Below are 14972 nucleotides of genomic sequence, written 5' to 3'. Positions count from 1 at the left end.
CGGTTTTTTAGCCGATCGCCTGCAAGTGCACGGCAAAACGTTCCGCCAGCCAACGGGCCGCCGGGCCGAGGGGCTCATCGCGACGCCAGACCAGCTCGACAATCAAGGCCGGCGGCGTCCATTCGCTGGCCAGTTCGACCATCTGATTCTGATACGCCGGGTACTGCACCACATGTCGCGGCAACCAGGCCCAACCAAGACCGCGCATGACCCATTCAGCCATCACATAGAAACTGTCGGCGCGCCAGACCTGCGGGCTGGCCGGCTCACTACCGGGATAGACGCTGGATTGCGTGGACATCAGCAACTGTCGATGCTGCGCCATTTGCTGGCAATCGACCTGCGCCTGCTTCGCCATGGGATGCCCCACACCGCACACCGTAACCATTTCGACGCTACCCAGCACCCGCCGCTCGAGGGCTTCGGGAATTTGCTCGTGATAAAACAGCAAGCCCAGATCGGCCCGGCGCTCCACCAATTTGCGCGCGACATCGCCCTGGGCGGCGCTGGTCAGCTGCACTTCAAGGCTGGGAAATTTTTCTGCCAGGGCCTCGAAGCTTTCAACCACTGCTTGATAGGGCATCGCCTCATCCTGAGCCACCCGCAGACTCGCTTCCTGGCCACGCATCATCGCCAGTGCCCGACCATTGAGGCGTTCACATTGGCGCAGCACTTCCCGCGCCTCCTCAAGCAGGGCGGTGCCGGCTTCGGTGAGTTTCGGCTGACGACCACTGCTACGATCGAACAGGCTGACGCCCAAGTCCTCTTCCAGCAGCGCAATCGAACTGCTGACCGCCGACTGCGCCTTGCGCTGATCCCGCGCCACCGCGGAAAACGAACGCTGTTCCGCAACACTGACAAACAAGCGCAGCTGTTCCAGATTCCATTGCATGTTCATGGATCAACCCATCTCCAGATCAGATAGGTAATGACTTTACCGCATCTGGCGAATCTCTAGAATGCCGACCTCAGAGAGCAACACTTCATACGAGGATTGACCCATGACCGCTTACTACTACCTGGCCATCGCCATCTGCGCCGAAGTGATCGCCACCGTTTCGATGAAAGCGGTCAAAGGTATCAGCACGCCACTGCCGCTGCTGCTGGTCATCGTCGGTTACGGTATTGCTTTCTGGATGCTGACCCTGGTGGTGCGCAGTGTTCCGGTGGGCGTGGCCTACGCGGTGTGGGCCGGCATGGGCATCGTGATGGTCAGCGTTGCGGCGCTGTTTATCTACGGGCAGAAGCTAGATGTGCCGGCGATGCTGGGGATGGCGCTCATCGTATTGGGTGTCGTAGTCATCCAGCTTTTCTCCAAAACCGCCGGGCATTAAAACCCGAAGTGCGATCCATTGTGGGAGCGGGCTTGCTCGCGAAGAGGGGCTGTCAGTCGACATCTTTGTTGCCTGACACACCGCTTTCGCGAGCAAGCCCGCTCCCACAGGTTTTGCATCCATCCGATTGATCACCAACAATCCCCTTTTCTTCGAGTCTGTATACTGCGCCCTCGTCTTGAACACTGAGGTCGCTGCATGCCATCCGTTATTTCCACCGACGTTCTGATTGTCGGCGCTGGTGTCGCCGGCCTCTGGCTGAATGCGCGTCTGCGCCGTCAGGGTTTTTCGACCGTGCTGGTGGAAAGCGCCAGCCTCGGTGGCGGGCAGAGCGTGAAGTCCCAGGGCATCATCCACGGCGGCGCCAAGTACGCGTTGCACGGCGCCCTGACCGGCGCCTCGGAAGCCATTGCCGACATGCCGCGTCGCTGGCGTGAAGCGTTGGCCGGCGACGGTGAACTGGACCTGTCCGGCGTGCGTCTGCTGTCCGACGCCCATTACCTCTGGTCCCCCGGCACCCTCGCCGGCAACCTCACCAGTTTCTTTGCCAGCAAAGCCGTGCGCGGGCGGGTCGATCAGGTCAAGGGCGAACAATTGCCGCCAGCCCTGCAAGACAAGCGTTTCAAGGGCAAGGTCTATCGCCTGGCGGAATTGGTGGTTGACGTGCCAAGCCTGATCCAGCGCCTGGCCGATTTGGCCGGTGACGGTCTACTGGCCGGCCAGCACATCGAACCGCTGCTGGAAAACGGCGAACTGGTCGGCTTGAAAGTCGACGAACGCGAGATTCGCGCCCAGCGCATCGTTCTCAGCGCCGGTGCCGGCACCGCCGACCTGCTCACGGCGCTGGGCCTGAGCCAACCGGCCATGCAGCGCCGTCCCCTGCACATGATCATCGTCAAAGGCCCGGGCCTCAAACCGCTGTACGCCCATTGCCTGGGCGGCGGGCCGAAGCCGCGCATTACCGTGACTACCCACCCGGCCGTCGATGGTCAATGGGTCTGGTATCTGGGAGGCGACATCGCCGAAGCCGAAGGCGTGGCCCGCGATCCTGCGGCGCAAATCGCCACGGCGAAAAAAGAACTCGGCAACCTGCTGCCGTGGATCGACTTGAGCACCGCGCAGTGGGCGACCTTGCGGGTCGAGCGCGCCGAGCCGCTGCAATCAGGCCTGACCCGCCCGGACAATGCCTTCCTCGCCGAGCAGGATCGTCTGCTGGTGGGTTGGCCGACCAAACTGGCCCTGGCGCCGGACTTCGCTGACCGCGTCCTCGCCGCACTGCAACGCGACGGCATCCAGCCGAGCCATCCGGCGCCGCTGCCGGAACTGCCGAAACCGCCGATGGGCGTCCCTGCCTGGGAGCAACTGCTGCCATGAGCCAACCGACCCTGCACGATCTGCATCGCCCTTTGGGCAGCACCGGCCTGCTGGTTTCGCCCCTGGGCCTGGGCACGGTGAAACTTGGCCGCGATCAAGGAGTGAAGTATCCCAACGGTTTCCAGATCCCCGGCGATGACGAAGCGCGCATGCTGCTAAAACTCGCGCGCGACCTGGGCATCAACCTGATCGACACCGCGCCGGCCTATGGCCGCAGCGAAGAGCGTCTTGGCCCGTTGCTGCGGGGTCAACGTCAGGACTGGGTGATCGTCAGCAAGGTTGGCGAAGAATTTGCCGACGGCCAGTCGCACCACGACTTCAGCGCCGCCCATACGCGCCTCTCGGTGGAACGCAGCCTGCAACGCCTGGAAACGGATGTTATCGATCTGGTACTGGTGCACTCCGACGGCAACGACCTGGCAATCCTCAATGGCAGCGAGGTCTATGCGACCCTCGCCGAGCTCAAGCGCGAAGGCAAGATTCGCGGTTTCGGTTTTTCCGGTAAAACCGTCGAAGGCGGCTTGAAGGCTCTGGAACAAGGTGATTGCGCGATGGTCACCTACAATCTGAACGAACAGAGCGAGAAGCCCGTCATTGACTATGCTGCTGCTCACGGCAAAGCGATCCTGGTCAAAAAAGCCCTGGCCAGCGGCCACGTTTGCTTGAGCCCGGGCGTGGACCCGGTGCGCGCCAGCTTCGAGTTGTTGTTTGAACACCCGGGTGTGGCCAGTGCTATTGTCGGGACCATCAATCCGCTGCACCTCGCCCACAACGTCGCGACCGTTGCCCAGGTCCTTCATAGGGTCTGTTGACGTTTGGTGACGACCGCGACGCCGGCCCTTCGGGTTGCGCGCCAAACGTCAACAGACCCTAGCCATTGATGCCGCCCACGCGGCCTTAAGCAGGAGCCGACATGCCGCGTACGCTGATAAGAAAGAACCCGAGCAACTTCAAGACCCTGCCGTTATTTGTCGAAGCGACACCCGAAGGCCTGAGTTACCAGAGCGTCGGGATGCCGCTGAATTTCTCCCAGACCCTGCAACGTCGCCGCCCGGTGACCGTACCCGACAACGAGCGGTTTGCCCTGGAGCTGGCGAATCTTGGGGTTTCGGTGCGCCTGACCCTGCATTGGCAGAATCGCGATTACTGGGTATTGGTGCGTCAGCGTCGGCAGGACCGAGGCGATGTGGTGCTCAAGCTGATCTCGGGTTATGTGCCGGCCCATGAACTGAACCTGCCGCTGCACACGGCAACCCAGGAAATTGCCGAAGAGTGCCTGCTGGAAACCCCGGAAGGCTGGCTCAGCGGGCGTTTCAACGACACCTGGCTGCCCGCGCCCTACTCGTCCGCCCTGCATTACCGCGAAGCCCTGCCGTTTCGCCTGACACCGCTGTCCGGCTCGGCGCGGCCGGTGCGCTGCGCCAACATGCCGCTGATCGAGCGTCCTCGGGCCTACGTGCATTTGCCGACCGCGTCGCTGCAATTGATCTACGACTTGCGCCTGGATGTGCCCAAGGAAGCCAAGTCCCTAAGCCTGTTTCATGTCGACGAACGACTGGAAGGCGATCAACTGGTGGCCCGGCTCGATCGCAAACGTCCCGATTTGTATCTGATGCCACTGCAGGACGGCCAGCCAATGGCCGAGCTGTATACCCTGAAAAAAGATCAGCTGTACCCGGCGAGTACCCGCGGGCTATATCTGGCGGAGAGTTTTGCCCGACAGGAAGGATGGCTGGTGAAGGATGAGCGGATTCGCTGGAAAGACTGGGTGCGCCAACAGGGTTTGAGCCCGCCGGGGAAGGATTCGGGTTTAGCCCGCCTGCATGGAAAAGCAAAGCAGCTGCTGAAAAGAATCGTGCCGCGCAAGGCAGCACGCCCCTGAGCATTCCCACGCTCTGCGTGGGAATGCAGCCCGAGACGCTCCGCGTCTCAAAGCGGACGCAGAGCGTCGATAGAGGCATCCCCACGCAGAGCGTGGGAACGATCAAGCACTCTCACTGCTATCAGTGATTGCGGATCTTCTCGACAATCGCCGTGGTCGAGCTGTTTTCTACCAGCCCCAGCACTTTCACAGTCCCGCCGTAAGCAGTGACGATGTCTGCGCCAACCACCTGGTCGATCCCGTAATCGCCGCCCTTGACCAACACATCCGGTTTGACCTCGCGCAGCAGGTTTTCCGGGGTGCCTTCAGCGAAGCTGATTACCCAGTCCACTGCGCCCAGACCGGCCAGTACAGCCATGCGACGGTCGACGCTGTTGATCGGCCGACCCGGCCCTTTCAAGCGGCTCACCGACGCATCGTCGTTGACCGCCACGATCAGACGATCGCCTTGGGCACGCGCCTGTTCGAGGTAGGTCACGTGGCCGGCATGCAGGATGTCGAAGCAGCCATTGGTGAACACAATCTTCTCTTTGTGTGCACGTGCGTCGTCGACTGCCAGCAACAGCTGCTCCAGCCCCAACACACCACGCTCGGAACCTTCTTCACGCTGGATCGCACGACGCAATTCCGGGGCACTGATGGCCGCGGTACCGAGCTTGCCGACCACGATGCCTGCCGCCAGATTGGCCAAGGCCACCGCGTGGGGCAGTTCTTCGCCAGCGGCGATCGCTGCCGCCAGGGTAGAAATCACCGTGTCGCCGGCACCGGTCACGTCGAACACTTCACGGGCACGGGCCGGCAGGTGCAGTGCCGGATGATCCGGGCGTAGCAAGGTCATGCCGTGCTCGCCACGGGTCACCAGCAAGGCGCCGAGGTCGAGGTCGTGCATCAGCTGCGCGCCCTTGCTCACCAGCTCGTGTTCATCGGCGCAACCACCGACGATGGTTTCGAATTCGCTGAGGTTCGGGGTGATCAGGCTCGCGCCGCGGTAGATCGAGAAATCCTTGCCCTTGGGATCGGCCAACACCGGAATCCCACGGGCACGGGCAGCCTGGATCAGCACCTGATGGTTTTTCAGCGCGCCTTTGCCGTAGTCGGACAGCACCAGCACCTTGATGCCTTCGAGCAATTCGTCGACTTGCTCGCCCAGCGCCAAGGCGTCGGTAGAGAAAGGCTCTTCGAAGTCGATACGCAGCAATTGCTGGTGACGGCTCATCACCCGCAGCTTGACGATGGTCGGCTGGTGGGCGATGCGCTGGAACAACGCCCGCACACCGGCGCCCTTGAGGCTATTGACCAGACTGTCGGCAGCCTCGTCGTCGCCGGTCACGCCGACCAGCGAGGCCGGCGCACCGAGCGCGGCAATGTTCAGGGCAACGTTGGCGGCACCGCCCGGGCGGTCCTCGATTTGCTCGACTTTGACTACCGGTACCGGTGCCTCAGGGGAAATCCGTGAGGTACCACCATGCCAGTAACGGTCGAGCATGACATCACCGACCACCAGGACAGGGGCCTGATCGAATCGTGGCATGGATAACTTCATGGAAACTCCAGGGGCAATAAAAGCGTCGCGGATAATAACATAGCGAAAGAATGCGGCCGCACGCGAGCAAACAGGCTCAGCGGCGGTCATCCTGTGGAGGGGCATCCAACGGACGCACCCAGAAAAGTTCGTGTCGGCGCACCGCTTTGCGGAAGAACTCGTCTTCACCTGTGCGGGGCCAGCGACGCCCGGCCAACAACCGCTGAATCACTCGGCGCAGACGTTTTTTGAGCGGTGGACGGCCCTGCAAGTCGTGCTGCATGCCCAAGGCCATGGCTTTGTCCATGCGGGTTGGCGCGTCCAGTAACGGGCTCCATAGCCCATCAGCCGGTAACGGCTCGATGGTCGGCGGCAGGGCAATGCCATAACCCGCCGGGCCCATTGGCCAGCGATCGTTGTCGTGCAGGTGATTGGCATAGAGCAGCAGGGTACGCGGGCGCCAGGCACTGAGTTCAATCGCGTCCATCAAGGCGCGCGTGCTGGCGACATGATCGCTGTGAGGATCCAGTTCGGGATGGGGCGTCAGCACCGCGTCGGGACGGTGATGCTCAAGCAGACGCGCCAGATCAGCCACCAGGTTGCGCCAATGGGGCTGACCGTCGACGTCACCCGGCAGGCTCAAGGCATTGTGCCGACGCACGTCGCGTATATCGCTCTCCCCCGACTCCAGGGAACCGAAGCTTTGCTCCGGCTGCTGCGCCATCGCATTCAGTTGTAAGCAGTAATAGCCCAATTGCACACATTGCTGTTGCGCCACCCCGCCCCACAGCGGCACCGCCAGGCTATCCCAACTGCGCAGGCGCCCCTTCAGACGGGCGGCCTGAGCGGCGTCGAGACCCATATCGCGATAGTTTTCGGCCTCAATCTCGCCTTGGGTCAGTGTGACGATAGCCACCTCGGACGCCCGGCTATAGAGACCGAAAGCTGCCAGTTCAGCATCATCGGCATGGGGGGCGATGATGAGCAGGCGCTGCTGAGCAAAATCCGGATTATTCAGGGCGTGCAAAGTTGCCTGTGGCGCCAGGCTGCAAAAGCGTCCACGTAAGGTCAGGGTCCCGGCAGCCAGCGCCGAACCTTGCCCGGACAGATTGAGAAAACGCTCTCCCGCGACACCGCGCTCCAGATCCTGACGGTCGTCACCGATCCATACCTGGGGATCAAGAAAGCGACCCAGCCAATGGCTCTTGACCCGCACCTGCAAAACCAGGGTTTGCGCCACGCCAAAGTCCCCCGCCACCTGCAAGACACCCTTGGCCAGGGTGGCGGGGAATTGCGGCGTACCCGCGGGGAAGTCATAGCGATAATCGTCGCCCGGGGCATAGAAAAGATGATCGGCGAACCAGGCTTCATGGGCGATCCAGCCCAGCAGCAGGAACAGCGGCAACGGCCACCATGCGACAAAAATGCCAAATAGTAATGCAGCCAACAACGCACCGATCAGCACCACACGTTTGCGTTGGCGATGGCGTTTAAGCAATTGTTGCTTGCGTGCGCTCATGACTGCCTGTCCTCGCTCAAACCTGATAGACCGGAACCCGGTGACACCAGCGATCCTTGTATTCGCGATCGGCGCGGCCGAACGAGTAACGCAGCGGCTTGCCCACGGCGCGGGCCTGCTCCCATGCGGCTTGAGTGTTGACGAAACTGAGTACACTGCCAGGGCTGAACTCGCGGTTTTGCGGGTCGACACCGCCGTTAATGTATTCCAGGCTGACCCACTTGGGCGCCTCGACCCGGTACAGAATCTGGATCGCCACCGGTTCGTCGTTCAGGTAGATCAACGACCCGGTCATGAACTCACGCAACAGGCTGAACACTTCAGAAAGACGCGCCTTGCCCGGTGCTTCAAAGTTCCAGCGGCGCTGGAACAGGTCAGCATAGATGGTGGCCTGTTCGCTGGCGCTCAGCTCCAGCATCGGTCGGATGATGCCACCCGCCTCTTCAAGCAAACGCTGGTCACGACGCTGGTTGTAGCGAAACTTCTTGCTGTAGTCCTCGGGCTCACGAGCCAGCGCCAGGCCTTCAGGTTGCTCAGCGAGACCGGTGATGTTCGGGGCATTGAGTTCGGACACATAACGCGCGCGATGCCGCACACGAACCTGGACGTCTTCGGCAACCGGCAGGATGATCTCGGCATTGCCAAGATCGAGCAGGCCACGTTTGCCTTCACGCTTGAGCACTTCCTTGGACAAGGCCACATGACGGCCCCAGGTCGGCATCGCGGCGCACAACTCACCGTCGACGAACCAGCCCAGATAACGCACCGGGATGCCTACCAGCCCTGCCAGACGCTCAACCACTTCGGGATGAGTCGCCACGCTGCCGCCGAACTGTTGCCAGGCCTGGCTATAAGCCGTTGCATCGATGGGCGCCCAGCCGCTTTCTCTCCAGGCTCGCCAGTAACTCAAAATCAAACGTGGGACTCCGTCATCGCCTCGTCGGTGCTTTCGACGAAGTCCTTCTCGTGCAGGCGTGCGTAGTGACCGTTCAACGCCAACAACTCGGCGTGGGTGCCGCGTTCGACGATGCGGCCCTGATCCATCAACAGGATCAGGTCGGCCTTCTCGATGGTCGACAAGCGGTGAGCGATCACCAGCGTGGTACGGCCCTTCATTACTTGTTCCAGAGCCGCCTGAATGTGGCGCTCGGATTCGGTGTCGAGGGCCGAGGTAGCCTCATCGAGAATCAGCAATGGCGCATTCTTGAGCAGTGCCCGGGCAATCGCCAGACGCTGGCGCTGACCGCCGGAAAGCAGCACACCGTTTTCGCCCACAAGGGTGTCGTAGCCTTGAGGCATTTGCTCGATGAACTCGGCGGCGTAGGCATCTTCGGCTGCCTTGCGCACATCTTCGAACGGTGCGCCGGCGAGGTCGCCGTAGGCAATGTTGTTGGTGACGCTGTCGTTGAACAGGGTAACCTGCTGGGTCACCAGGGCAATGTGACGACGCAGGTTGGTCAGCTTGTATTCCTCGACATCCATACCGTCGAGCAGGATCTGGCCCTTGTCGTGGTGATAGAAACGCGGAATCAGGTTGGCCAAGGTCGATTTGCCGCTACCCGAACGCCCCACAAGAGCGACCATCTGGCCCTCTTCAGCGGTAAAGGAAATATCGTTGAGCACGATTTTCTCGGTGCCAGGGTACTGGAAGCTCAGGTTACGCACTTCCAGGCGACCACTGACGCGCGCCATCTCCTTGGTGCCCGTATCGACTTCCGGTTCTTCGTCGAGCTGCTCGAAAATGCTCTCCGCACCGGCCAGCCCTTTCTGGATCGTGGCGCTGACTTCCGACAACTGACGAATCGGCTTGGGCAACAAACCGGCAGCGGTAATGTAAGCAACCAGTTCGCCAGCAGAGGCATCGCCGCGAAGGTAAAGCACCAGATACATCAACACGGCCATGCCGATGTAAATCACCAGTTGCAGCATTGGGGTGTAGATCGATTGGGTGCGGGTCATGCCCAGGCTGCGGTTCATGTTGTCGGCGCTGGCCTTGTGGAAACGCTCGATTTCGTAAGTCTCACCGCCAAAGCTGCGAACCACGCGGTAGCCCTGGATCGTCTCCGAAGCCACATGGGTCACATCGCCCATCGCTACCTGGATTTTCTTGCTTTGCTTGCGAAATTTTTTGCTGGCGCTACTCACCAGAATCGCGATGACCGGCAGGATCGCCAGCAATACCAGGGTCATTTTCCAGTTGCTGTACAGCAGGTAACCGAACAGGAACACCACCGTCAGCCCTTCACGGATCACCACTTTGATCGCATCGGTGGCGGCACCGGTAACCATTGTCACGTTATAGGTAATACGGGAAATCAGGTGACCGGAGTTGTTGTTGTCGAAGTAGCGGTTAGGCAGGGTCAACAGGTTGTCGAACAAGGCGCAACGTAGGTCGTGGACCACGCCACGGGCAACCTTGGCCAGGTAATAGTTACCCAGAAATGAGCCGATACCCTGGTAGACGGCAATCAGCACAATCAATAACGGTACGCCGAGTACCAGCGAGACACCCAGAAACTTGGTGTCATTGGGTTTTTGCAAGGCGTCGAGAAAATGTTTGAGCATATCCGCCAGCATCGGCTGGCTGGATGCGAATAGCACGAAGCCGACAATACTGAGGGCGAAAGCGCCCCAGTACGGGAGCACGTATTTCAGCAACCGCAGGTAAATCTTCATGCTTGATTGCTGGTCGGAATTGGCCATTCGGCACGCCTCGTACGTTTGAAAAAGACAGACAACCTGTGGATTGTAACAGCGAACGAATTACAACATCGGCTCAGCCCGGACGAGGGGCCGAAACGCTTTAGCATTTCGCTACCGGACCACGCGCATCAGGAGTTGCAACACTCCAGACGAAATCCTTGGTTGCATTGCTCCCACGAGCGGCCAGCACGATACTCAAGGCAATCGGCAACCAGGTGATCAACCAGTCGGCATTGGGCTTGAGCCAGAGGCCAATGCCATCAGTCATCAGTGACGCCCCGGAAAATACCCAGAGAGCCAACAATGCCTGCCCCAGTGGCTGCGCGCGCGAAATCCAGCCACGCCAGCCAGTTGCCAGCCACAGCCAGCCGAATAGCAGCAGGCCAGGGACTCCGAGACGCACACCGATATCCAGAAACAGGTTGTGCGGATGCTTGAATGCCTGTCCGATTTCGGGGACAGGAATCAGGTACTCATGGAATCCCAACCCCATCGCCCAATGATCCAGCATCAATTGAACGCCGCCGCTCCATAGCTCGGGACGGAAAGAAACACCGCGCTGCAAGAGAATTTCCGGCTTGAACACAGCAACGGACGCCAACCCCAGCACCACCAGAATGATCAGCCCGCCTGCCAGGCGCGACGGTCGCGCCACTCCCATCACGAAGAGACAGGCCAGCAAGCCAATCCACACACCACGGGTTTGGCTGAAACCCAGGAATAACGCATATCCCAGCGCCGGAATCAGCACCAACACCATTAGCCAGGGATTGAAGCGCTTGGTTTGCAACGTAAATACGCCAAGAATCAGCAAGGCACCCACCGCATGCGCGGCCATGATTGCAGTGTCCCACAAGCCAATGGCAATCAGCCTGCCGCTGAAAGGTTGAGCAGACACTTCATAAAAGTAGACCCAGGAAGCCGCAGCAAAGAAACCGCCCATGATCGATGCGTACAACAACATCGACTCCAACCGCCACTTGCGGTTCTGGGCAGCCAGTAGCACGCCCAACAGGGTAAGGGCTACATAGAGCGTCACCTTGCTTTTGCCCAGGATATTATTGCCACCCTCAACCATCAGCACCAGTAACGTCCAGGCCACGAAGAAAACAAAAAGGACGCACTCCGGTTGCTTGAGCATTACGCGAAAATCCCGATGGAACAGCGCCAACAGGGCGGGCAGCCACAGCAGGAAAATCATCATCTGGTGATATAGCTTGTTGTCCGGCAGTACCCATGCCCCACACAGCAGCACAAGAAAACCGATAGACGCCCACACTTCCAGGACTTCCTTACCGAAAAACTTCTTCATTCCTGTCAGCACTCGGCTTTACCCAGCATTCGATTGGCGACCCGCTGCAACTGGGCCTTGTCGGCGTTCTTCCAGCCACCCTTGATGCAGTAGTGCTCGGAGAGGTAGTGGAGGAAGTTACGCCTCAACCGCTCATCGAGTGGCCATTGCGGGAATGCACGCGCCAGTTCCATCACCTGCTCGGCGTTGTCGGCATGCATTACCAACCCCTCAATATTGAAAAACGCCTGACCCAAGGTCAGCACGGGCTTACCCAAAAGCAGGCTTTCCAGGCCGACCGTCGAGTTCAGCGTGATCACAAACTGGCTGGACTCGATCAACTGCTGAGTGGCATTACCGTTGGCGAACAAAAGGCGGTCGTGAGTACGTTCATGCAACTCAGGATACGTTTCGCGACTGGATGGATGCTCCTTGAACACCACTGTCAATCCAGTCTCTTTGGCCAAGCGCTCGCCCAAGGCGAACATCTCGCGCATGTTCTTGATCCAGGGAGAAAACAGCCGAACCTGGCTATCGCGATCATCCTGGAACGGAATAAAGACGAATTGCTCCGGAAGCACAATCGGGGCCGGGCCGCTGGTGCGAGGCTGGCGTGGAATCAGCACGGGTGCTGCCTGATTTTCAGGAACTGGATAAGGATAGTTGAGATAAAAACCGGCTTCGCGCGGAACGGCATTCAGGTAGTTCACGCCCTGCGGATCAACGGTTGTGGTGTTGGGCAACAAGCCGTTCTCGAAAAAGAACGTCTTGCAACCCGCCGGCGCCAAGGCCGTCAGCAATCGGCAGTAGCGGTGGGAACCATTCCAGAACACCAGCGCATCGGGGCGCTCGCGATCAAGCAACGCCTGAGCGCGTAGCGCCATCCAGATCAGCTCAAGACGTAACAGCAGCCGATACAAGCGACCGTCGTTTTTATTCTTGACGCGCCGCTCCTCGCATTTTTCTTCGATCAGGCTCGGCCAGTCGATTCGCGAAAGCACTCTGGATGCATGCGACAGCTTTGGCCAAGGCATCTGTGGCGGGGTAACGACTTTACCTTGTAGCTCGGTCTCGTTGAGTAACCGATTGAAATAGAGGCCTTGATGCTTGGCCAAGGAAATGAACAGCATTGTCGTCATAGGGTGTCCAGAAAATAGGCCGCATCCACCCGCCAAAGCGCAATATAACCACGTGCGACACGTCCGCAGACATCAACACCCTGTTATTCGCCCGTCCGCGTATAGAAGTATAAAACCAAGAATCAGAAGCAAGCACTCTGTGGTATTGCGCCAGGCAACCCCGTGAACGGGCAACTGCCTCTTAAAAAGTGCGGCGATTGTACCACAGCGGTTTTTTGCAGCATGCGCACTGCGGTAACATAGCCGGCTGACCATCCCATCAGGCCAAGCCTTGGAGCCTTGATGCAAACGCTCGACCATACCGCTTATCTCAACATGCGCGAGGGCGCCGACGTTCTCGAGGCCGATGGTAAAGGGGATAAAGTCTTGTGCCTGGCCGATGGCTCGATGCTCAAGCTGTTCCGCCGTAAACGCCTGCTGACTTCTGCGCTTTGGGCGCCTTACGCCCGGCGCTTCGCCAACAACTGCCGAGCACTGCACGAACGCAATATCGAATGCCCAACGGTTCGCCAGATTTATCGCATCCCCAGCATCGAGCGCGATGCCGTGCATTACGACCCTTTGCCAGGTCGCACCCTGCGTCAGTTGCTGGGCACCGACAATAACGAATCTCTTCGGGCACAGCTGGGTGAGTTCATTGCACGCCTGCATGAGGACGGTATTTACTTTCGCTCCGCGCACTTGGGCAATGTGGTATTGACGCCTGAAAACACGCTGGGGCTGATCGACATCGCCGACCTGCGCGCCTATCGCAAGCCGCTGCGCAAAGGCCTGCGCCTGCGCAATTTCAAGCATATGTTGCGCTATCGCCAGGATCGCGAGTGGCTACTCAAGGACAACCAGTTCCTTGAGCATTACCTGAACCACCAACGTGTGTGCAGTGGACGGGAATTGAGCCTGGCGCTCACCCCTTAAGCCCTGGTGCCGTCAGTGTCAGCCGGCGGCAGACAGCCTGAAGGTCTCGAAGTCACGTGCAGGGTCTGCGCCTCGCAGCAAGTTATCAACCAGTTGAATGGTCTTTGCCAAACCCTGAGAACCGTATACCAGGTGGTAATCGGCAAAACGCCGGGCCTGGGCCACATGCCCCGGATAATCCTGCTCAAGCGCTTGTAGCTGGCGGGAAAACTCATGTTCATCGCGCACTTGAGGCCCAAAAAACAGCGAGTGAGAGAAAATATCCACATCGCTGCCCGCATTCACATGGATTACCGGCCGGCCCGCCAGCCCTGCCTCGATACCAGCATTGGACATGATATTGACGACAACGCTGGCCTGCGCCAGAGCGTCCGCCAGTGAACACTTGCTGTCCAGCAAGTCGATGTTGGCTAACTGCGCAGCGGCATCGTTCCAGAATTGCGCCTTGCTGCGCGGATGACGCTTGAACAGCACGCGATAATGCGGATGCTGCTCGGCCCAGGCCCGCAGTAACTGATAGGTGCGCTGATAGCCCGGTTCTTTTTCCCGATCAGGGCCAACCCCCAGAATCAACAACGTATGGAGAGCAGGATCGGCAACTGGCAGATCATAGGTTTCATCGGCGAGGTAAGAACCGATCAACACCACCGTCGACTCACCGAATCGCAATGTTCTTTCCTGCAAGGCAACCAGCGAACTATGACCAAAGACGCCGTAATAGTCGTAATCGTTCATCCCCAGTCGCCGAGAAGATTCCAGCGTCGTGGCATGGGCCAGTTGCAGCAATCGGGCACCACGCGCAGCCAATGCCAGGCGCAGGAACGGCGCATGAAGACTACCGTTGCGTTCGTTGATCAGTACCTTCGGCGAATACATCGTCACCAGCCACTGGGCATGGGCGGCGTACACCAGATAACGCAGCGGCACAGACTGCGGCGGCGCCAGGAGCATGCGCTGGGCGCAGGCGTCCGATGGAGAACGTAACGCGGCCTCTGTCAGGTGGTGCCCGCGCTTGCGCAAGCCCTCGATCAGAATATTCTTGCGTTGCAGCGCCATGGACTTTGGTGCCGAATGCAACAACAGCACCTCACAGGGTGCAGAGACAACCGAACCACTCAAGCACGCTTTGGCGCGAATCCCGACCGCCACATCCACCAGCACATCACGAACCAGACGCAACAAGCTGCCACAGCGACCATGACGCTCGCGCAGCAGCTTCCAGCGGTAACGGTCCAATTCACGCGCTTTTTGTGCCCAGCATCCCGCAGCCTGGAACACACTTGCCTCAGACGG

Annotated in this window: 13 protein-coding genes; 5 read left to right on the top strand and 8 right to left on the bottom strand. The window is 59.7% G+C overall.

The genetic code is table 11. The features are described from left to right. Positions 1 to 7 precede the first annotated feature (7 nt). On the bottom strand, positions 8 to 898 hold the full coding sequence (locus AC1RQB_RS07085) for a LysR family transcriptional regulator (protein ID WP_063341763.1): 891 nt from the start codon (positions 896 to 898) through the stop codon (positions 8 to 10). 103 nt (positions 899 to 1001) lie between these two features. Between AC1RQB_RS07085 and AC1RQB_RS07080 the strand changes: the two genes are divergently transcribed. The 4 genes from AC1RQB_RS07080 (at position 1002) to AC1RQB_RS07065 (ending at position 4590) form a co-directional block, all read left to right on the top strand. Beyond that, the gene (locus AC1RQB_RS07080) at positions 1002 to 1334 is read left to right on the top strand and encodes a DMT family transporter (RefSeq protein WP_007902582.1); all 333 of its coding nucleotides are present in this window, start codon (positions 1002 to 1004) and stop codon (positions 1332 to 1334) included. Between the two features lie 198 nt (positions 1335 to 1532). Continuing rightward, positions 1533 to 2708, top strand: a complete 1176-nt coding sequence (locus AC1RQB_RS07075) for an NAD(P)/FAD-dependent oxidoreductase (RefSeq protein ID WP_008074657.1) — start codon at positions 1533 to 1535, stop codon at positions 2706 to 2708. After that, positions 2705 to 3520, top strand: coding sequence for an aldo/keto reductase (locus tag AC1RQB_RS07070; RefSeq protein WP_063341764.1), 816 nt, complete (start codon positions 2705 to 2707; stop codon positions 3518 to 3520). Before AC1RQB_RS07075 ends, AC1RQB_RS07070 begins: the two co-directional genes overlap by 4 nt. Positions 3521 to 3621: 101 nt before the next feature. Beyond that, complete coding sequence (locus tag AC1RQB_RS07065) at positions 3622 to 4590, top strand: hypothetical protein (protein WP_063341765.1); 969 nt, start codon at positions 3622 to 3624, stop codon at positions 4588 to 4590. A gap of 121 nt (positions 4591 to 4711) precedes the next feature. On the opposite strand, the gene hldE is transcribed toward AC1RQB_RS07065, so the two are convergent. The 6 genes from hldE to AC1RQB_RS07035 form a co-directional block, all read right to left on the bottom strand. After that, entirely contained in the window at positions 4712 to 6133 is a 1422-nt protein-coding gene (hldE, locus tag AC1RQB_RS07060) for a bifunctional D-glycero-beta-D-manno-heptose-7-phosphate kinase/D-glycero-beta-D-manno-heptose 1-phosphate adenylyltransferase HldE (RefSeq protein WP_052965997.1), read from the bottom strand. 76 nt (positions 6134 to 6209) lie between these two features. Then, positions 6210 to 7631, bottom strand: a complete 1422-nt coding sequence (locus tag AC1RQB_RS07055) for a PIG-L deacetylase family protein (RefSeq protein ID WP_207267434.1) — start codon at positions 7629 to 7631, stop codon at positions 6210 to 6212. Positions 7632 to 7647: 16 nt separating this feature from the next. Further along, positions 7648 to 8544: a GNAT family N-acetyltransferase gene (locus AC1RQB_RS07050; RefSeq protein ID WP_063343903.1), complete on the bottom strand. Its 897-nt coding sequence runs from the start codon at positions 8542 to 8544 to the stop codon at positions 7648 to 7650. Then, a complete protein-coding gene (msbA, locus tag AC1RQB_RS07045; RefSeq protein ID WP_063341766.1) occupies positions 8544 to 10334 on the bottom strand; it encodes a lipid A export permease/ATP-binding protein MsbA in 1791 nt (596 codons plus the stop codon). Before msbA ends, AC1RQB_RS07050 begins: the two co-directional genes overlap by 1 nt. Before the next feature lie 100 nt (positions 10335 to 10434). Then, entirely contained in the window at positions 10435 to 11646 is a 1212-nt protein-coding gene (locus AC1RQB_RS07040; RefSeq protein ID WP_063341767.1) for an O-antigen ligase family protein, read from the bottom strand. A gap of 5 nt (positions 11647 to 11651) precedes the next feature. Then, positions 11652 to 12764: a capsular polysaccharide export protein, LipB/KpsS family gene (locus tag AC1RQB_RS07035; protein ID WP_063341768.1), complete on the bottom strand. Its 1113-nt coding sequence runs from the start codon at positions 12762 to 12764 to the stop codon at positions 11652 to 11654. A gap of 282 nt (positions 12765 to 13046) precedes the next feature. On the opposite strand from AC1RQB_RS07035, the gene AC1RQB_RS07030 reads away from it, so the two are divergent. After that, entirely contained in the window at positions 13047 to 13679 is a 633-nt protein-coding gene (locus tag AC1RQB_RS07030; protein ID WP_063341769.1) for a BUD32 family EKC/KEOPS complex subunit, read from the top strand. An 18-nt stretch (positions 13680 to 13697) separates the two neighbouring features. Here AC1RQB_RS07030 and AC1RQB_RS07025 read toward each other — a convergent pair whose 3' ends face one another. Continuing rightward, on the bottom strand, positions 13698 to 14915 hold the full coding sequence (locus AC1RQB_RS07025) for a CDP-glycerol glycerophosphotransferase family protein (RefSeq protein ID WP_219734687.1): 1218 nt from the start codon (positions 14913 to 14915) through the stop codon (positions 13698 to 13700). Between the last annotated feature and the right edge of the window lie 57 nt (positions 14916 to 14972).

The sequence above is a fragment of the Pseudomonas sp. GW822-FHT02E03 genome, from assembly GCF_058802325.1.
Note: the sequence above shows the minus strand (reverse complement) of the source record. Positions and strands in the feature narration are given on the sequence as shown.